Origin of the sequence: Henriciella sp., assembly GCF_029937755.1 — a bacterium.
Lineage (GTDB): Bacteria > Pseudomonadota > Alphaproteobacteria > Caulobacterales > Hyphomonadaceae > Henriciella.
This window is the reverse complement of the sequence record NZ_JAPYPG010000001.1, coordinates 963885-983341: the sequence shown is the minus strand read 5'-3', so window position 1 is coordinate 983341 and position 19457 is coordinate 963885. Positions and strand designations below refer to the sequence as shown.

At 62.1% G+C, this 19457-nt stretch carries 18 protein-coding genes; 12 read left to right on the top strand and 6 right to left on the bottom strand.

The features are described 5' to 3' along the window. Positions 1–218: 218 nt before the first annotated feature. Positions 219–530, top strand: a complete 312-nt coding sequence (locus tag Q1K29_RS04970) for a hypothetical protein (protein ID WP_300391853.1) — start codon at positions 219–221, stop codon at positions 528–530. Between the two features lie 6 nt (positions 531–536). Here Q1K29_RS04970 and Q1K29_RS04965 read toward each other — a convergent pair whose 3' ends face one another. Next, complete coding sequence (locus tag Q1K29_RS04965; protein WP_300391852.1) at positions 537–1841, bottom strand: TAXI family TRAP transporter solute-binding subunit; 1305 nt, start codon at positions 1839–1841, stop codon at positions 537–539. Between the two features lie 207 nt (positions 1842–2048). Here Q1K29_RS04965 and ftsH point away from each other — a divergent pair, with 207 nt between their 5' ends. From ftsH to Q1K29_RS04950, 3 genes are all read left to right on the top strand, one after another. Further along, complete coding sequence (gene ftsH, locus Q1K29_RS04960; RefSeq protein WP_350210202.1) at positions 2049–3965, top strand: ATP-dependent zinc metalloprotease FtsH; 1917 nt, start codon at positions 2049–2051, stop codon at positions 3963–3965. A gap of 70 nt (positions 3966–4035) precedes the next feature. Then, positions 4036–4860 carry a bifunctional hydroxymethylpyrimidine kinase/phosphomethylpyrimidine kinase gene (gene thiD, locus Q1K29_RS04955; RefSeq protein ID WP_300391850.1) on the top strand — a complete coding sequence of 275 codons (825 nt, stop codon included), beginning with the start codon at positions 4036–4038 and terminating at the stop codon, positions 4858–4860. A 3-nt stretch (positions 4861–4863) separates the two neighbouring features. Beyond that, on the top strand, positions 4864–5541 hold the full coding sequence (locus tag Q1K29_RS04950) for a peptidoglycan DD-metalloendopeptidase family protein (RefSeq protein WP_300391849.1): 678 nt from the start codon (positions 4864–4866) through the stop codon (positions 5539–5541). Here Q1K29_RS04950 and Q1K29_RS04945 read toward each other — a convergent pair. After that, a complete protein-coding gene (locus tag Q1K29_RS04945) occupies positions 5538–5987 on the bottom strand; it encodes a DMT family transporter (RefSeq protein WP_300391848.1) in 450 nt (149 codons plus the stop codon). The two genes, Q1K29_RS04950 and Q1K29_RS04945, sit on opposite strands and share 4 nt — an antisense overlap. Positions 5988–6089: 102 nt before the next feature. On the opposite strand from Q1K29_RS04945, the gene Q1K29_RS04940 reads away from it, so the two are divergent. Both Q1K29_RS04940 and Q1K29_RS04935 read left to right on the top strand, forming a co-directional pair. Next, the gene (locus Q1K29_RS04940; protein ID WP_300391847.1) at positions 6090–6902 is read left to right on the top strand and encodes a PhzF family phenazine biosynthesis protein; all 813 of its coding nucleotides are present in this window, start codon (positions 6090–6092) and stop codon (positions 6900–6902) included. A gap of 16 nt (positions 6903–6918) precedes the next feature. Continuing rightward, on the top strand, positions 6919–7569 hold the full coding sequence (locus Q1K29_RS04935) for a DUF998 domain-containing protein (protein WP_300391846.1): 651 nt from the start codon (positions 6919–6921) through the stop codon (positions 7567–7569). 9 nt (positions 7570–7578) lie between these two features. Here Q1K29_RS04935 and Q1K29_RS04930 read toward each other — a convergent pair whose 3' ends face one another. Continuing rightward, a complete protein-coding gene (locus Q1K29_RS04930) occupies positions 7579–8421 on the bottom strand; it encodes a TauD/TfdA family dioxygenase (protein WP_300391845.1) in 843 nt (280 codons plus the stop codon). A gap of 73 nt (positions 8422–8494) precedes the next feature. After that, entirely contained in the window at positions 8495–9400 is a 906-nt protein-coding gene (locus Q1K29_RS04925) for a DMT family transporter (RefSeq protein ID WP_300391844.1), read from the bottom strand. Between the two features lie 192 nt (positions 9401–9592). Between Q1K29_RS04925 and Q1K29_RS04920 the strand changes: the two genes are divergently transcribed. From Q1K29_RS04920 to Q1K29_RS04900, 5 genes are all read left to right on the top strand, one after another. Continuing rightward, on the top strand, positions 9593–10765 hold the full coding sequence (locus Q1K29_RS04920) for a phosphoserine transaminase (RefSeq protein ID WP_300391843.1): 1173 nt from the start codon (positions 9593–9595) through the stop codon (positions 10763–10765). A gap of 123 nt (positions 10766–10888) precedes the next feature. Then, complete coding sequence (gene serA, locus Q1K29_RS04915) at positions 10889–12484, top strand: phosphoglycerate dehydrogenase (protein ID WP_300391842.1); 1596 nt, start codon at positions 10889–10891, stop codon at positions 12482–12484. A gap of 126 nt (positions 12485–12610) precedes the next feature. Beyond that, positions 12611–13198 carry an acyloxyacyl hydrolase gene (locus Q1K29_RS04910; RefSeq protein ID WP_300391841.1) on the top strand — a complete coding sequence of 196 codons (588 nt, stop codon included), beginning with the start codon at positions 12611–12613 and terminating at the stop codon, positions 13196–13198. A 76-nt stretch (positions 13199–13274) separates the two neighbouring features. Continuing rightward, the gene (locus Q1K29_RS04905) at positions 13275–14741 is read left to right on the top strand and encodes an NAD(P)/FAD-dependent oxidoreductase (RefSeq protein WP_300391840.1); all 1467 of its coding nucleotides are present in this window, start codon (positions 13275–13277) and stop codon (positions 14739–14741) included. Between the two features lie 85 nt (positions 14742–14826). Further along, a complete protein-coding gene (locus Q1K29_RS04900; protein WP_300391839.1) occupies positions 14827–16122 on the top strand; it encodes an adenylosuccinate synthase in 1296 nt (431 codons plus the stop codon). Here Q1K29_RS04900 and Q1K29_RS04895 read toward each other — a convergent pair. Beyond that, positions 16119–16916, bottom strand: a complete 798-nt coding sequence (locus Q1K29_RS04895) for an RNA methyltransferase (protein WP_300391838.1) — start codon at positions 16914–16916, stop codon at positions 16119–16121. The genes Q1K29_RS04900 and Q1K29_RS04895 overlap by 4 nt on opposite strands. Before the next feature lie 79 nt (positions 16917–16995). Here Q1K29_RS04895 and Q1K29_RS04890 point away from each other — a divergent pair, with 79 nt between their 5' ends. After that, entirely contained in the window at positions 16996–18198 is a 1203-nt protein-coding gene (locus tag Q1K29_RS04890; RefSeq protein ID WP_300391837.1) for a hypothetical protein, read from the top strand. Positions 18199–18201: 3 nt separating this feature from the next. Here the strand turns inward: Q1K29_RS04890 and rpoH are convergent, their stop codons facing one another. Next, the gene (rpoH, locus tag Q1K29_RS04885) at positions 18202–19095 is read right to left on the bottom strand and encodes an RNA polymerase sigma factor RpoH (protein ID WP_300391836.1); all 894 of its coding nucleotides are present in this window, start codon (positions 19093–19095) and stop codon (positions 18202–18204) included. Positions 19096–19457: the final 362 nt, after the last annotated feature.

The window sequence follows — 19457 nt, the reverse complement described above, 5'->3', positions numbered from 1 at the left end:
GGTTCCTACAGACCGATCTGGCATAAGCCCCCAATCTACTAGTCGGCGGGGGGCCGCATATGTCATCAGTTCTGTCCATCTTGCAGACGACCGTGAGGCCGTCTCTGAGCCATCTTGCACAGACACCAGAGGCGCACTCCTCGCGCGCAGAAGACACGGCAAGAAAAGATCCCCAGCCCGTCTCATCCGGGCCGCCGCCGTCTCCGGTGGATGCCTCCATGCGCCTGAAAGCGGCAGCCCCCCGGTCGAAAGACAATACGCCGGCACCGGACGTCGAAGAACAGATTCTCGATGAGGAAACGCAATCCGCACTGGTCGATGCCAATGGCGGGGAACGGCTCGACATGCCGCGAATGAGTGCATCGCTGGCAAGTGCGCTAGTCACGCTGAACGCAAAGCCCGCCTCGATGGCTCACCTGCTCGTAGGCAGCGAGGAAGGGCCAAGCTTTGTCGAGCAGGCCTATTCGCAACTTAGCCGGAACGCCGATACCGGGGCCGCTGACCGCGTCCCTTATAGCAAGTCAGCCTGACGCGGATCAGGCCGTCTTTACGGCCGGAATGCCAGCTTCACGAGAATAGAGCCCCTGCACCAGCTGGCGCACGAAAGCGATGTGGCTGCGCAGGTGGTAAACTTCTTCCGTATAGGAGAGCGGCACATCGAGTTCGCCGACCTCCTTCTGGAGTTTTGATAACTCTGTCAGCACCTCGTCGCGCTGATCATTCGTGGTCGCCTCGCGCCCGCGTGCTTCGAGTTCGCGCAAATCCTTGTACCAGACGTAGATTTTTCGCCGCACGCGCCAGCGATAGATTGGCGGCGCCACACGTACGAGCGGGATAAGCAGCGTGATAAGCGGGATCAGGAACACCCAGGCGCGTTCGAGGAAATTTGCCACCTGGAAAGAAAAATAGTTGCGCAGGAAGGACGGCCCATTCTTCCAGTATCGCTCGGCTTCCGAGGAAAGCGGCATGTCGATCAGGGACTTGTCCGGGAAGGTACCTGCGGGCGCAAAGGCCGAATTCCCCGAGTGGATGTTTTCGGAGGCCTCAAGCAGGAGCGACTGGATGGCCGGGTGCAGCGCCTCATCCACGGCAAGCTGGGCCACCGACGCGATGAGCGGCACATCCTGAGCCGGCACATCGTTTTCGAGATCGAGAATACCCCGGTAAAGCGTGACTTCGTCGAGCGCCGCCGTGCGTCGGGCAAGGGCCGGGGCCCGCTCGAAAGGCAGGAGAGAAATGCCGTCCGTCTCAAGCAAATCCTCGATATAGGGCGCATCAATCGACGCTGAAAAAGCCGCCGCGTCGAGATCGCCCGCCTTCAGGGCCGAGGCCGCTGCAAGGCCGCTCTCGCTGCGACGCGACTTGTCCGTCCAGTCACCGCCCCATGTTTCCTGAAGGTCGAGCGCAAGGGCGCGCGTGCCCGACCCGTCCGGACCGATCGCCAGGCGCACATCGCTCAAGTCTCCGAAATCATCCGCCCCCACATCCTCGCGCATGAACACCCAGAACGGTTCATGGAACATCCCGGCAAGCGAACGGAGCTTTTCGCGGTTCTCCGGCCCGGCAAGTCCGCCCTGTATGAAGGCGACATCGGCCTCACCCGCCATCAGGAGATCGAGATTCTCGACCGACCCCCGCGTTTCGAGAACTTCGACCTCGACGTCACTTTCCGAAAGAGCCTGCTTGTACTGCTGAGCGAGGGAATAATAGGCTCCCCCCGAACCGCCCGATGCGAAGGTGATCTTCCGGGGCGGGGCCGGGTCGATCAGGGACAGGGCAAGCCAGATGCTGGCCAACGCGAGCAGCGCGAGCGGCCCATAAACCTTGAGTGCATCTTTCATTTTCTTGTCCATGAGCGCGACCCACCTCAGCCCCGACTCTAGACTGCCCGGTCCTGTTCCGTCGAGTGGATGATTTCCACAGGGACGCCCTATCATGCGGCACGCTGAAGCAATTGCAGGAAGATGACGGCAATTTGAGTCGTTTTCTGGTAGTGTGCCCCCTATGTTAGTGTTCTCCAAGACACACCAGGATCGACGGATTTGAATATGAACATGCGTAATCTCGCAGTTTGGGGGCTCATTGCTGCACTCGTTGTGGCCATGATGATCGCCATGCAAGGCTCATCAGTGGCGGCCGGTTCGGAGAAGGTTCCGATCTCCGAAATCATGCAGATGGCCAAGGACGGTCAGGTCTCCGAAGCGACGGTCACAAACGACCGCATCACGGCCACGACAGAGGGCGGCAGTACCGTCTATGCCGAGAAACTTCCGAGCAATTTCGAAGCGTCGAACAAGCTCTCCGATCTCGGCGTGCAGGTGACCGAAGATGCCGATACAGGCTTCAGCCTTGGCGGCCTTCTGCTGAACCTCCTTCCGCTTATCCTGATCCTCGGCCTGTTCCTCTTCCTGATGCGCCAGATGCAGGGCGGCGGCGGTGGCCGCGGTGCGATGAGCTTCGGCAAGTCGCGCGCCCGCATGCTGACCGAAAAGTCTGGCCGGGTGACCTTTGATGATGTCGCCGGCGTAGACGAGGCCAAGGAAGAGCTGCAGGAAGTCGTTGAATTCCTGCGCGATCCGGCCCGCTTCCAGCGCCTTGGCGGCAAGATCCCCAAGGGTGCCCTGCTTGTCGGTCCGCCCGGTACAGGTAAGACCCTGCTGGCTCGCGCCGTTGCGGGTGAAGCTGGTGTACCCTTCTTCACGATTTCCGGGTCTGACTTTGTCGAGATGTTCGTCGGCGTCGGCGCAAGCCGTGTCCGCGACATGTTCGAACAGGCCAAGCGCAATGCCCCGTGCATCATCTTCATTGACGAGATCGACGCCGTTGGCCGCTCGCGCGGCGCCGGCCTCGGTGGCGGCAATGACGAACGCGAGCAGACGCTGAACCAGCTTCTGGTCGAGATGGACGGCTTTGAAGCCAATGACGGTATTATCATCATCGCCGCGACCAACCGTCCGGACGTGCTCGACCCGGCCCTTCTGCGCCCGGGCCGTTTCGACCGTCAGGTGACCGTGAACAATCCCGACATTCTGGGCCGTGAGCGTATTCTCAAGGTCCACATGCGGAATGTGCCGCTCGCCAAGGACGTCAATCCGAAGGTGATCGCACGCGGCACGCCCGGCTTTTCCGGCGCCGACCTGGCCAACCTCGTCAATGAGGCAGCCCTGCTCGCCGCTCGCCGCGGCAAGCGCGTAGTGGCCATGGCCGAGTTCGAGGACGCCAAGGACAAGGTGCTCATGGGGCCCGAGAAACGCTCCATGGTCATGTCCGACAAGGAACGCGAACTCACCGCCTGGCACGAAGCCGGACACGCTATCGTGGCCCTCAAGGTGCCCGCGGCCGACCCGGTCCACAAAGCCACCATCATTCCACGTGGCCGTGCCCTCGGCATGGTCATGCAGCTGCCCGAAGACGACAAGATGTCGATGTCGAAGATCGAGATGACATCGCGTCTGGCCATCATGATGGGCGGCCGCGTCGCCGAGGAAGAAAAGTTCGGCATGGAGAATGTCACCGCGGGGGCCGCCTCCGACATTCAGCAGGCCACCAAGCTCGCCCGCGCCATGGTGACCCGCTGGGGTCTGTCGGACGAGATCGGACCGGTCGATTATGCCGAAGACCAGGGTGACGTGTTCCTTGGCCAACAGCTGATGAACAAGTCGCATGTCTCGGAAGACACCTCGAAGAAGATCGAGGAAGAGGTTCGCAAGCTGGTCCAGCGCGGCATGGATGACGCCCGCGACATCATGACGAAGTATCGCGATCAGTGGTCCACGCTCGCTGAAGGCCTGCTCGAATACGAAACGCTCAGCGGCGAGGAAATTCGTGACCTGCTCGACGGCAAGCCGCCCCACCGCCCGGATGAGCCGGATGAGCCGCAAGGCCCCGCCTCAGCGGTGCCGGTAACCGGCAAGCGCCGCAAGGGCTTCGGTGGCGAGCCGGACGGCGAACCGAGCCCGGCCTGATCGTCAGACACTTGAGAAAGAGGGCGCTGCCTCGCATGGCTGCGCCCTTTTTTATTGGAGGCTCCAGCAAATGATCGAAAAGAGACCTGATCCAAATGGCCGCGTCCTCGTCATCGCCGGATCGGATTCCGGGGGCGGGGCTGGCATCCAGGCCGATATCAAGGCCATCATGGCGATGGGCGGCTATGCGATGACCGCCGTCACCGCCATCACCGTCCAGGACACGACAGGCGTTCATGGGGTTCACCCGATTCCTCTGGACATCGTGCGTAGCCAGATGGCTGTCTGCCTGAAGGACATCGGCGCCGATGCCGTGAAGACCGGCATGCTCGCCACGGCCGATCTCGTCGAATTGGTTGGTGAAACGCTGGATGAGCGTGCCCGTGACGTTCCTCGGATCGTCGACCCGGTCATGGTGGCAAGCTCAGGAGACCGGCTGGTCAACGAACGCGCCGTCGAAGCGCTGACCTCGGTCCTGTTGCCCGGCGTCGCCCTTCTGACCCCCAACGCACCGGAAGCGGAAGTCCTCACAGGCAAGTCAGTTGATGGCGTCAACGGTCAACGCCGGGCCGCCGAAGCGCTTTTGAAGCGTGGCGCCAAGGGTGTTCTAGTCAAGGGCGGGCACATCCCCGGCCGCGTCATCACTGACGTCCTGCAGACCGAAGACGGCGAATGGTTGCTGGAGAGCGACCGCATCGTCACGACATCGACGCACGGCACCGGCTGCACGCTGGCGAGCGCGATCGCTGCGCTGGTTGGACAGGGTCAGCCGATCGACGCGGCTGTTGAGAGGGCTCGCAACTATCTCCACGGCGCCATCCGGGACGCCAAGGGGTTTGGCACCGGGCACGGGCCAGTGCATCATGGCTGGCAGCTTCAGCCTGTCGAGGAGTAAGGCGTGGAAACGCAGATCGGTCCAGCTCTCGCGACGTACAGACACTGGCTTGCCACACGCACAACCAGCCCTCTCGAGCCCATCAGGGGCCTGTCATCGGCGCGCCACCTCCCGCTGGATCGGAAGGGCCTTGACGCGCGCGGCTGGTCAGACCTGCCGCTCGACTGGGAGCCGGGCGCCGGTGAAATCCATGCTGGCGGCTATGGAGAGGACCGGGCGATCTACGACACACCGATCTTCAACCCACCGGGCAAAGAGCCGCGCACGATCCATCTGGGTCTCGATGTTTTCGCCGCCGCCGGAACGCCGGTTTTCGCGCCGCTTGATGGCCGCGTGCACAGCGTGCAGCACAATGACAATGCGAAGGATTACGGGCCGACGGTGATCCTCGAACATCAGCCCGTCGAGGGGCTGCAGGTCTGGACGCTATATGGCCACCTTGCTCGCGATGTTCTTCAGACCCTTCAGGCCGGCGACAGGGTTTTCACCGGGCAGCAGATCGCCTCACTTGGGGCGAATGACGTGAATGGCGGATGGGCGCCGCACTTGCATTTCCAGATCATGCTCGACCTGCAGGGCCGGACGGGCGATTTTCCCGGTGTCGCCAACCGGTCTGAAGCTGCGGACTGGCTCACGCTCTGCCCGGATCCAGGGGAATTCCTCGGGCTTGCCAGCGCCTAGAAACGGCGCACCATGTAGACCCCGAGTGCCAGGAAGCCGATGCCGAGAATGCGCAAGGGCGTGGCCGGGCGCACGGCCTGCCCGAAAGCGCCGAACTGATCGTACATCACCGCGGCCGTAAGCTGGCCTGCGATGACCGCACTGACCCAGGCGGCCACACCGATCCGGGGAACGGCCGTCGCCGAACTCGACACCATGACGGCGCCGATCAAACCGCCGACCCACGCCCACCATGGCACGCTCATCGCCTGGCCATAGCTCGGCAATCGGTGCCCGAGGATAATATTGAGCGCCAGCAGAGCCAGCCAGCCAACAGAGAATGAGATAAGCGCCGCGTGGATCGGTCCGCCAATCCCGCCGGCGAGACGGCCATTGATGGCGCCCTGCGCAGCGATCAGCGTGCCGCAAATGAAGCCCAGTCCTACGAGCAGATTGCCAGTCGGCATGCGCATTCGCCTCCTCTCCACTAAACCATGGCTTAGAAAGTCTGGTTTGTGGTGGCCCAGATGATCGCCTATTTGCAAGCCTCCAGACCGGAGGCGAGCCTGATGACCACCCTGCCCTTTTACCAGATCGATGCATTTGCCAGTCGTGCTTTCGAAGGCAACCAGGCCTGCGTCATGCCGCTGGAAGACTTCCTGCCGGACGAGACGCTGCAGGCGATTGCGGCGGAGAACAACGTCGCCGAGACCGCCTATATCGTGGCGAAAGGCGAAGGCGTCTGGGCCCTGCGCTGGTTCACGCCGGAAATCGAGGTCCCGCTGTGTGGGCACGCCACGCTCGCCTCGGCGCATGTGCTGTTTTCACATCTCGGCTTTGATGGTGCGGAGATCGCGTTCGACACGGTGAAGTCTGGCCGGCTGTTTGTGACAAAGCTACCGGACGGGCGTTATGAAATGAACTTTCCAGCCCCTGCGATTGAGACAATCGATGTTACCGATGAGGTGGCAGAAGCGCTTCGTGTGCAGCCGCAGGAAGCCTGGGCGGGTCCGTATTATGGTGCCCTGGTTGGATCGCCGGAAGAGATCATGGCCCTGAAGCCTGATCTCGGCCTGTTGCGTCCGATGACGATCGGTCAGACGGGGCATACAGGATGTTTTGGCGTCCTCGCCCCCGGAGGCGACGGTGTCGACGTAACGAGCCGCTTCTTTGCCCCCGGCAGCGGTATCCCGGAAGACCCGGCCACCGGCAGCTGGCACTGCATGGTCGCCGCCATCATGGGGCCGCGCCTGAAGCGTGCCTTCGATTGCTACCAGGCCTATCCGGGCCGCGGCGCAAAAATCGGCGTGGAACTGGCTGGCGACCGGGTGAAACTGCGCGGCGAGGCCGTTACCGTGATTGAAGGCAAATTCACCCTGTAAGAAAAATCAGGGATCCGTGCAGGCAACGACCGCGCCCCAAGCGCGTTATATCGGCAGCTTCCAGACCGGATCCATGCTGCCGCCAAACCGCTATATCCACATTTACTCGATTTTCGCCTGCCTCGCCGCGGTGAGTATCGATCTCACCATGGCCATCCTGATGGATCGCCAGAGCTTGCTGACCACGACGATCAGTGACCTCGCCGCAGGGGACTATGCGACCGCTCAGGATTTTGGCCTAATCCTTGTTGCCGTGGCCATCGCCCTGACAGGGCTTGTCATCTGGCGCATGAGCAGCAGTGTCTGGTCAAAGGGGGCCGCCGGGCTCTTCATGTTTGCCGGTCCGCTCATCGTCTTCATTTCTCTCTACGAACAGTATTCCAAGCAGACACCGAGCGGGCCGTTGCTGCATTTCTGGGCGGTCGGCGCCATTGGCATCTCCCTGGCGGTCGCGTTGGGCCTGATCGCCTGGCAGCGCGGCAGCGGACGCCCGTGGTTCCGGTGGGGCACGGCGGTCGCAGCCATCATTTTCCTGGCGTCGGGATCGGCGACGTTCGGCGTTTCAAACGAAATTATCGGCCTCGTCGAACGGTTTGCCGCGGCAAGCCTGACCCTCTGGCTGCTCGCCTTCCATGGCGGGCACCTCGCCACCGATGACAATTGGTAGAGCCATAGCCTAGAAAGGCCGATCTCCATCGACCGTTACGCGCCGCATGTGGCGACGGTGGCCGTGATAGTCGTTCAGGGCGAAGTGCCAGGTCGACCGGTTATCCCAGAAAGCGACCGATCCGGCCGCCCATCGAAAGCGGCAGGTAAACTGCTCCTGCCTGCAATGCTCGAAGAGATAGTTGAGCAAGGGTCGGCTCTCGCGCCGCGTCCAGCCCTTGAACCGCATGGTGAAGGCCGGATTGACATAGAGCCCCTTCCGGCCCGTTTCCGGATGGGTGCGCACGACCGGATGCTCGAATTCCGGCGCGTCGGGGGCGGCCTGTGTATCCATCGATTTCCGGTTCAGGGCCGACTGGCCTTTCGGCCCATACTCGCCCTTGGCCGAATGGATGGCCGTGAGGCGCCCAAGCGTCTCCTTCAACCCCTCTGACAGCGTGTCATAAGCCAGATGCTGGTTGGCCCAGAGCGTGTCTCCCCCATAGGGCGGCACCTCGATCGCATGCAGGATCGAACCAAGCGCGGGTTCTTCGAGAAAGGACATGTCGGTGTGCCAGCCGCCGCCGAAATTCGTCTTCTCGTCCGGCTCCTTGATGATTTCGAGGATTTCCGGATGGCCCTCCATGCCTTTGACATAGGGGTGAACGTTGAGTGTGCCGAAACGCCGCCCGAAGGCCTTGTGCTTCTCCGGCGTCAGATTGTGCTGGTTGCGGAAGAAGATGACATGGTGATCCAGAAAGGCCTGATGGATCCGGTCGAAGGCTTCGTTCGAAAGATCATCGGCAAGGTTCACCCCGCCAATCTCCGCGCCGAGCGCGCCGGAAATGGGTTTCACCTCTATTGTGCTGGTCATTGCTTCCTCCCGGTCTGGTCTTGGCGCCAGAACTGAAGCGCAATCCTAGACCAGCCAGCCTGAGGCGCAATCCTTACGCCGTGGCACGACCGCGGCGTGAGGCCCGCTGCGAGAACCAGACGCCCGACAGGATCAGGATGAAGGCGCCCGCAGCGGTCCAGTTCTGCACTTCCCCGAACGCGAAATAGCCCAGTACCGCCGACATGACCGGGATCACATAGCCGGTGAGCGCAATGAAGGTTGCGCTGGTACGGGCGACCAGGTGCATCAGGATAATCCCCGCAAGGCCCGTCGAGACCGCACCGAGCCCAAGCACGGAAAGGGTGCTCGCCGTGGTCGGATCGACCGTCGACCAATCCGTCCAAACCAGCATCGGAAGTGATGCGATAGAGGCGACCGTAAGAAATCCGACGGGCAGCACGGTCGGCGCCATGCGCGGCGCCTGACGGGCGATGATGCTGTTGACCGCATAGCAGAAGGCCCCGCCCAGCACGAGGAGTTGCGCAATCAGGTCGGCATTGCCGAGCCCTTGCAGCGCGTCCGGGCCAAGCAGGAGCGCCACGCCCGCAAAGCCGACCAGAAGGCCGATCACCTTGAAGCCCGTCAGCTGTTCGTCATGGAAGCGCAGATGCGCCATCCCGGCTGTGAATAGCGGCGCAGCGGAGATCAGCAGGGCCGCCAGCGAGGAGTCGATGGTCTTCTGGCCAAGTGTGATCAGGTAGAAGGGCGCAGCGGTTCCGATCGTGCCGATCCCTGCAATGGCGAGCCAGGAAGAGCGGTCCGAAAAGGGCGGCAGCTTTTCGCCGCGTGCCAGCATCACGCCCCACAGAATGATCGCCCCCGAGATCAGCCGGCCCGGAATGATGACGCTTGCCGGCAGATCTCCGACCGCGACCTTGGTCATCGCAAAAGCGGTCGCCCAGCAGGCTGACAGGAGCAGGAACAGGCCCCAATCGGCTGGAGAGCGGTGCGTGGTCATCCGTGGGATCGGTCCTTCGCCAGGGAAGCGGGAGACCTGCATTTGCATTGCTTGTTGGAGGCGGCAAGCCCTTTGGCTCACCAAAACGTCACAAGAAAGCCCTTTGATGCAGCGCAAAAGTCTGTCATACGGGCCGTGGGCCAGCCCTCCCCAACGAGGGCCAGCCTATCTGTAAGGATAGGAGTAAAACAGATGACGATTCCCGCTAAGCCGGACGTGCGCCCAGCATGCCCGCATTTCTCTTCCGGGCCGACTGCAAAGCGCCCGGGCTTTACCCTCACCGAACTTGAAACTGCCGCCATTGGCCGCTCGCACCGCGCCAAGGATTCGAAGGCGAAGCTCAAGGAAGCCATCGACCGCACCAAGCAGGTCCTGAACCTTCCCGACGGCTATCGTGTCGCGATCGTTCCGGCCTCCGATACCGGCGCCGTCGAGATGTGCATGTGGTCGATGCTCGGCTGCCGCCCCGTCGATGTCTTTGCCTGGGAAAGCTTCGGCATGGGCTGGGTCACCGACGCCCAGAAGCAGCTGAAACTCGACGACTGCGAAATCCATGTCGGCGACTATGGCGTCCTGCCAGACTTCGACAAGGCGCGCGACGATGCCGATATCGTCTTCACCTGGAACGGCACGACCTCTGGCGTGCGCGTCGATGATCACAGCTGGATCAAGCCGAACCCGGACCGTGTGGTGATCTGCGATGCGACCTCTGCGGTGTTCGCGCAGGACATCCCGTTCGAGAAGCTCGATGTCATCACCTATAGCTGGCAGAAAGTGCTGGGCGGGGAAGCCGCGCACGGCATGCTGATCCTGTCGCCGAATGCCGTGAAGCGGCTGGAAACCTACACGCCGGACCGTCCGATTCCGAAGGTCTTCCGCATGACCAAGGGTGGCAAGCTGAACGAAGGCATCTTCGAAGGCGCCACGATCAACACGCCCTCCATGCTCTGCGTCGAGGACTATCTGAAGGCGCTCGACTGGACTGAAAGCCTTGGCGGTGTGGCCGGACTGAAGGCCCGTTCCGACAAGAGCCTCAAGACCCTGGAAGACTGGGAAGCGAAAACCGACTGGATCGAGTTTCTCTGCAAGGACAAGAGCGTGCGCTCGAACACGGGCGTCTGCTTTCGGATTGCCGATCCGCGCGTCGCAAAGCTCGACAAGGATGCGCAGGAAGCCTTCGTAAAGAAGCTTGTCGGCCTGCTGGAGAAAGAAGGCGTCGCCTACGACTTCAACGCCTACCGCGATGCCCCTCCGGGTCTTCGCATCTGGGTTGGCGCGACAGTCGAGCCGTCCGATGTCGAGAAGCTCCTGCCCTGGCTGGACTGGGCCTTCGCGACCGTCGCTGAAGAGCTTCAGGACGCTTAATCCAACAATTCACCGCTCTTCCCGGCGAAAGCCGGGATCTCGGGCCGACAGCCGAAACGCATCTGGCACGAGATCCCGGATCAGGTCCGGGATGAGCGGACGTAGTGAACAGGAATCACACTCATGACAAAAGTCCTCATCGCTGATGATCTCAGCCCCGCCGCCGTCGATATTTTCAAGAATCGCGGCATCGAAACCGACATCAAGGTCGGCCTGTCGAAAGACGAACTGATCGAGATTATCCCGCAATATGACGGTCTCGCTGTGCGTTCGGCCTGCAAACCGGACGCCGACGTCATCGCCGCAGCCACGAATCTCAAGGTCATCGGCCGCGCCGGGATCGGCGTTGACAATATCGACATCAAGGCCGCCACGGCCAAAGGCGTCGTGGTGATGAATACCCCGTTCGGCAATGCCGTCACCACCGCCGAGCACGCCATCGCCATGATGTTCGCCGCCGCCCGGCAGATCCCCGCGGCCGATGCCGGCACGCAGGGTGGCAAATGGCCGAAGAAAGCCTTTGTCGGCACCGAACTCTCCTACAAGACGCTCGGCCTGATCGGCTGCGGCAATATCGGCGCCCGTGTGGCCGAACGCGCCAAGGGGCTGACCATGAAGGTCATCGCTTATGACCCCTTCCTGACGGAAGAACGCGCTGTCGACCTTGGCGTCGAGAAGGTCGACCTCGAAACACTTCTGACGCGCGCCGACGTCATCACGCTGCATACGCCGCTGACCGACCAGACGCGCAACATCCTGTCGAAGGAAACGCTGGAGAAGACCAAGAAGGGTCTCATCCTGGTCAACTGTGCCCGTGGCGGACTGGTCGAGGAGGCCGCTGTACGTGAACTGCTCGATTCCGGTCACATCCAGGCAGCCGCCTTCGATGTGTTTGTCGAGGAGCCGGCCAAGGAGAACGTCCTGTTTGGTGCCCCGAATTTCGTCGCCACGCCGCACCTCGGTGCCGCGACGGTCGAGGCGCAGGAAAACGTTGCCCTGCAAGTCGCCGAGCAGATGAGCGACTACCTGCTCTCTGGCGCCGTCACAAACGCGCTCAACATGCCGTCGGTTACCGCCGACGAGGCCCCGCGCCTGAAACCTTTCATCGACCTCGCCGAAAAACTCGGTCAGTTCGCCGGTCAGATTTCCGACCATGGTTTCGAGGAAGTCGTCATCGAATATGAAGGCGAGCTGGCCGAAATGAACCGCAAGCCGATCACGGCGGCTGCGCTGGCCGGCCTGCTGCGCGCGTCGCGTGGGGATGTAAACATGGTCTCAGCCCCCGCCATTCTGGCAGACTCGGGCGTGAAATTCTCAGAAACCGTGACCGAGGACAGCCCGGTCTATGACAGCCTGATCCGGATCAAGGTGCGCGTGCCGAAGACAGCCAATTCCGATGAGACAGGCTGGCGCTCGATGGCCGGCACCGTCTCGGCCGGGCGGCCGCGTGTGGTCGAAGTCAAGGAGATGCCGCTGGAAGGCGATTTCTCGCCGGTCATGCTTTATGTCAACAATCTCGACAAGCCGGGCTTCATTGGCGCGCTGGGCGTGATGCTGGGCGAAGCGGGTGTGAATATCGCCACCTTCCATCTCGGTCGTCAGAATGTTGGCGGCGAAGCAATCGCGCTGATTGGCATCGATGGAGAACCGGCAGCGGAAGTGACGGAGAAAATCGATTCCCTGTCGCACGTGCGCTACGCAAAAGTGATCCACTTCTAGACCCTGCCGATCACCATGAGCGTGTGCGGCAAAGTCACTCCCGTGCACGAAAAGGCAGGACGATTAACTTGACCTCAAGCCCGCCCCGGCCTTTCTGGGGCGGGTTAATTTTTTAGGGGTCTGACTATGAAACGTTTTCTTGCCTGTAGCGCACTCGGTCTTTCGGCCATGGCCGTTGCCCAGACCGCCGACGCCCAGCTTGTCGAGGAAGCCCGGGTCGGCGTGATGCAGCACAATATCTGCGTCATCGACTGCAAGAACGCGGACAAGGAAGATGGCCCGACCGTTGAAGGCGAACTTGTCTTCGCCTCTCCGGATTTCTTCAAATACCTGCTCGGCCCCCGCCCCTATGCGCTGGCCTCCATCAACACCGCTGGCGACACGAGCTACGGCGCGGTCGGCCTGATGTGGAACTGGGATTTCGCCGAAGGCTGGTCGCTGGAACCGAGCCTCGGCTATGCAATCCATGACGGCGCCGTTGCGAGCCCGTTCCCGCAGGGCAGCCCGGAGAGCAACGCCTTCTCGCAGGAGAACGTCCTTTACGGCTCCGAAGACCTCTTCCGTACAGGCCTCGCCATCAATCGTGATTTTGGTGAACGCTGGGGCCTTCAGGTTCAGTATGAGCATCTTTCGCATGGCCAGATTCTCGGCAATGGCCGCAATCAGGGCGTCGACAGCGTCGGGCTCCGGGCATACTGGCGGTTCGGCGAGTAGGCCTTACCCGCCGTAAGTCTTGCATTCCGGCCGGATCGGGCGAATCCTCCCCCTATAAATGACATGGGAGGTTTGTATGGCTCAGAAGCATGCCATCATCATCGGCGCCGGCCTCGGCGGCCTGACGGCAGCCATCAAGCTGCAGGAGGCAGGTCATTCCTTCGACCTGCTGGACCGCAACCCGAAGGTTGGCGGCACCTGGTATGAAAACACCTATCCGGGCTGCGCCTGCGACGTGCCTGTCGCGCTCTACCAGCTCTCCTTCGCGCAGAGCATCAACTGGACCCGCGCCTTTCCGCAAGGCCCGGAAATCCAGGCCTATGCCGAGGAGATAACAGACCGCTACCAGCTGAGGCCCAATCTCCATCTCGACGATGCTGCGGTGTCGGCAACGTGGGACGAAACGGCCAAGAAGTGGACGGTGACCACGGAAAGCGGGACGACCTATACCGGCGACATTCTCGTCGGCGCCCTTGGCCAGCTGAACCGGCCGAAATGGCCGGAGATTGACGGGCTCGACACATTCAAGGGCGAGAAGATGCACTCGGCCCGGTGGGATCATTCGGTGGACTTCGAGGGCAAGCGCGTCGGCGTGGTCGGCTCCGCGGCAAGCGCCGTTCAGGTCATTCCTGAAGTCGCCAAAACCGCGGCGCATCTCACCGTCTTCCAGCGCACACCAAACTGGGTGATTCCACGCCGTGACGTGCCGATCACGGCGCAGGAACAGGCGCTGATGTTTACCGAGCCGGAAACCGCGATGGAACTTGGCTCCCGCCAGCGCCAGCTCATGTATGACAATGCCGACCATTTCTTCTGGCAGGCCTTCCAGTGGACGACCGCCGGGCGCGAGGCCTACACGACGATCGCCACCAACCACCTGAATGATCAGGTCAAGGATCCTGCCCTGCGCGAGAAACTGACACCGAACTATCCGGTCGGCTGTCGCCGCATCCTGATCTCGGACGACTATTTTCCGGCCCTTCAGCGCGACAATGTCGAGCTGGTCACCGAGGGGCCCAGCCGTGTTGACGAAACCGGCGTCACAACCAGCGACGGAACCCACCGCGACTTCGACATCCTCGTCTTCGCTACAGGTTTCGAGACCACCGGCTGGAACTGGTCGGTCGATGTCGAGGGCCTTGGCGGCAAGCACCTCAACGAGGAATGGGCCGACCATCCGGAAGCCTATAAGGGCATCACGGTTGCCGATTTCCCCAACCTCTTCATCCTGTACGGCCCGAACACCAATCTCGGCCACAACTCGATCACCTTCATGATCGAGCGCCAGGTCGAATACATGGTCAAGGCACTGCTCACGCTTGATGAGAAGTCCGCCGCGGCGATGATGCCGAAAAAGGACGCCCAGGAGCGCTGGAACAAGGAAATCCAGGACCAGCTCCAGGAGACTGTCTGGGCCGATCCGGCATGTAATTCCTGGTACAAGACCGATGATGGCCTCATCACCCAGAACTGGTCCTCGCATACGCGCGACTATGCCAAGGCCGTGGAGACGGTGGAGGTCGAGGACTACGAGCTCGCCTGATCCCGTGCTTTCCCGGCATCTCGCCTCTTGAAATTCCAGCGCAAACCCTGTCTGTGGCGCACTGGATTTCAAGGAGCTTGATGCCATGGCAGGCGTAGTCGTCGTCGGCGCCCAATGGGGTGATGAAGGCAAGGGCAAGATTGTCGACTGGCTGTCGAGCCGGGCCGATACCGTTGTCCGTTTCCAGGGCGGGCACAATGCCGGCCACACCCTGGTCATCGGCAACAAGACCTTCAAGCTGAACCTCCTGCCATCGGGCGTCGTTCGCGGCGGCAAGCTCTCCGTCATCGGCAATGGCGTGGTCGTCGATCCGTGGCAGCTCCTGTCCGAGCTGGAAAACATGGAGAAGGAAGGCGTCTCCCTGTCCCATGATGATCTCGTCGTCGCCGACAATGCCTGTCTCATCCTGCCCTGGCACAAGGATATAGACGCGGCCCGCGAGGCGGCGCTGGGCGATTCCAAGATCGGCACCACGAAACGCGGCATCGGCCCGGCCTATGAGGACCGCGTCGGCCGCCGCGCCATCCGTGTGGCGGATCTTGCCGACCCGGCTGCCCTCGACCTCAAGCTCGAACGCCTGCTCGCCCACCATCGCCCGCTTCGCAACGGTCTCGACCTGCCGGAGCCGGACGGAGAGGCGCTGAAGGCGCAGCTGCTCGAGATCGCGCCGAAAATCCTGCCTTTCGCCAAGCCCGTCTGGAAGCTTCTGGACGAGCAGGTGAAGCTCGATCGCCGGATCCTTTTCGAAGGGGCGCAGGGCGTGATGCTGGATGTCGATCACGGCACCTATCCCTTCGTGACCTCATCAAACGTCGTGGCCGGTGCCGCTTCAGCAGGAGCAGGCGTCGGCCCGAGCGCTATTTCCTACGTTCTCGGCCTCGCCAAGGCGTATACGACGCGCGTCGGCTCCGGCCCATTCCCGACCGAGCAGGACAATGAGACCGGCCAGCGCCTCGGGACTGTGGGCCATGAGTTCGGCACGGTGACAGGCCGGGCCCGGCGCTGCGGCTGGTTCGACAGCGTCATGGTCCGCCAGGCCTGCGCCACCTCCGGCGTCAACGGTCTCGCCCTGACCAAACTCGACGTTCTCGATGGCTTTGAGGAGATCAAGGTCTGCGTCGCCTACAAATTGAACGGCAAGGAAATCGACTACTTCCCGGCCGGGCTCACCGATCAGGCTGCCGTCGAGCCGGTCTATGAGACCATGGCCGGCTGGAAGGACTCCACGCGCGGCGCCCGGAGCTGGGCCGACCTGCCCGCCGAGGCGGTCAAATATGTCCGCCGCCTGGAAGAGCTTGTCGGCAAGCCATGCGCGCTGGTTTCCACCTCGCCGGAGCGCGAAGACGTCATCCTGATGCGCGACCCGTTCGAGCGGGGCTAGGCCAGCCGCGCTTCAAATATCCGCGAGAGCGCAACAGCCCCGGCGGTCGCGATATTGATGCTGTCGAAGCCCGGCGACATGGGAATGCGCACAGGGCTGGCCGCATTGATCAGTGCCTCCGGCAGGCCCGGGCCTTCGGCGCCGAGCAGAATGGCGATCTTCCCCCCTACAGGCATCTCCGGCAGTGGCGTCGCATCGGCACGCGGTGTCATGGCCCATATCTCATAGCCTGCCGCTTTCAGCGCCGCGACATGTTCCAGCCCCGTGCCGCCATGATGAAAGGGTAGCCAAAGCGCGCTGCCGGCAGAAACACGAATCGCCTTGCGATAGAGAGGATCGCAACTGCGCTCGTCAAGCAGCACACCCCCTGCCCCGAAGGCGGCTGCATTGCGGAACGCGGCGCCGACATTGTCGTGATTGGAAATGTCATTGAGAACAAGCAGGGTCTGGCTTTCAAGAAGACGTTCGACTGGAAGCACTTCCCCCTTGCGCGCGCAGGCCAGCACACCGCGATGGATCGCAAAGCCGGCGACCTGATCCATCACCGCCTGCGGGGCGACATAGACCGGCACATCGCCCGGCAGCTCGGCCAGCGTTTCCGCGAGCGGCTCAAGCCGCGACTCCCCGATGAACACGCTCTCGATCTGGAAGCGCGAGCGCCGCGCAAGAATACCCAGCGTGACCTTCCCCTCGACAATGAAGCGGCCATCCCCACGGCCTGTCAGGTCACGCTCACGGATAGAAATGTATGGCGCGAGGCGCGGGTCGCGGGGATCATCGATTTCAACAAGCATGGCTCTCTTATTCCCTGCCCGTGCCTTTCAGGCTAGGCTTCCTCAGCTTCGCGCGGGCGGAGCGGGTGAGGGACATGTCATGACACATCTCGGGTCGCGGATCGCGGTGACGCTGTTGTTCGCGCTGATCTACACCGCCTTCCTGGTGGAGACCGGCACTCTCGTCCATGAATTCGGGCCCCATGGCCTCGCCCTGCCCATGGCCACGCTCTTTGCCCACAACTTCCTGTTCTTTCCCGTTGCCGGCGCGCTCGCCCTGATTGCCTTCTGGCGTCCGGCTGTCCTGATCGTTGATGCGCTGGCCACCGGACAGGTACCGTATGGCCGGGTCACACTGGCTGCAGTTGCGGGCGTCATCGGCGTGACCGCGCTTGCCATGTCCAATGCCTTTGCCGGTTCGAACACGCGCTCGCTCTTCGAGGTCTCGCCAGACGCCATCGTGCAGGATGAGGGCTCTGCCTCAACCGACCCGGCAGAGCGGCGCGCCGCGATCGGCGAAGTGCTCATCCAGCTCCGGATCAATGCCGCCATGGACAGTGGCCTGCAGCGCTTCCAGTCACGCTGCGAGCCCGAATGGCTGCGCTATGGCGTGACCTCGCAGGAGCAGAAGCTGTGCTTCCCGACGGGCACCGTGACAAGCGTCGAAGCCTGCTGCCGCGCCAAGACGGACTTCCGCGCCTATGTGAACGACATGCAGGCGAACCACCCCTCCCTGCTGTCCTCGGTCCACCGTTACGTGCTGCCGGTGAAGATGGTCTTCCTGCTTCTTTTGCTGTTCATCGGCATCCTGCTCGTCTGGCTGCGCAAGCCACTGACGGCACTTTATGGCAAGGCCGTGCAGCAGGTTTCGTTTCCGCTGGCGGCCGGTGGCGCGCTGGTGCTGCTCTGGCCTCTGATGAACGCGGCCTATCTATCGACCTCGGCGCTACTGACCGGGGACGGCCTGTCGAACGCCTACAGGGTTACCGCACCGCTCTTCGCGCTCGGTTTCGGCGTGTGGGCCATGCTGCTCATCTTCTTCCACCTGCGCACCTATCCGAGCCATATCGAAACTGCGCTCAAATCGGCCGGCGCGATTGGCGCGGTCATCGGTGTCTTCCGCTATGAGGAGATTGTGAACTATCTCAGCCGCACGCTCGGTGTCGGCGGCGGCCTGGTGGCCGTCGTCGTTTTCACCGTCGCCGTGGCATCGCTGATTGCAGCGGTTGTGATGGGCGTGAAGGCGCCGGAATTCCTCGATCCGCCCGCAGACGAGAAAGAAGAACCGGGCCTCGCCGAATAAGGCTTACGCCCCTGCTCCGGCGGGCAGGCCCTGTTCCTTCGCCATGCGCTTCATCGCCTTCTGGATCTTCTCGAAGGCACGCACTTCAATCTGGCGGATACGCTCACGCGAGACATTGTAGACCTCTGAGAGCTCTTCCAGTGTCTTCGGTTCGTCCGTCAGGCGGCGCTCCTGCAGGATATGCTGCTCGCGCTCCGACAGGTCGGCCATGGCCTCCTGCAGCAAGGTCATACGGCTGTCGAATTCCTGGCGGTTGGCATAGGTCTCGGCCTGGCCCGGCTCATCATCGGTCAGCCAGTCCTGCCACTCCATGTCGCCTTCCGCACCCATCGGCGCATTCAGCGAGGCGTCGGAGCCGCTCATCCGGCCATTCATGCTGAGCACGTCCTTTTCGGACACGTTCAGCCGTTCGGCGATCTCGCGCACCTGGTCGGGTTTGAGGTCACCGCTTTCGAGCGCGCTGATCTCGCCCTTGATACGGCGCAGATTGAAGAAGAGCTTCTTCTGCGCGGCTGTGGTGCCGAGCTTCACCAGGCTCCATGAGCGCAGGATGTATTCCTGGATCGCGGCACGGATCCACCACATTGCATAGGTCGCAAGGCGGAAGCCCTTGTCGGGATCGAATTTCTTGACCGCCTGCATGAGGCCGACATTGCCCTCGGAGATCACCTCCGCCATGGGGAGGCCGTAGCCACGATAGCCCATTGCGATCTTCGCCACGAGACGCAGGTGCGATGTCACCATCTGCTCGGCAGCATCGGTGTCCTCGTCCTGCTGCCAGCGTTTGGCGAGCATGAACTCCTGCTCTTTCTCGAGCATGGGAAACTTGCGGATTTCGGTCAGGTACCGGCTCATGCCCTGTTCGGGGCTGAGTGCGATTGATGTCGTCTTGGCCATCGACTGTTCTCTCCTGTCTACGGAGTCTGACCCATAAGTCTGGCATCAGTTCCGCATCGGTTCTGGAAAAAGCTTGTAGCCCCGATTATCGGCAGCGTCTTTCCCCCATTCGCGCATCTGAATTATCACGCACTTGCATAAATGGGTGAAAATGCGCCCAAATGAAGACCGTCCGGGCTTTATGACGCAAAAAAAAGACCCGGATGCGGGGGCGGCATCCGGGTCTCTCAGGCGCCTGCCTGCTGAAATTATTTGCCCTTCGGCTTGCCGGGGATCGATGGCTTGCCTGGCTTTGCAGCTGGCTTGGCTGCCGGTTTTTGTGAAGGCTTGTTTTGTTGCGAATTCATCGCGATTGCCTTTTG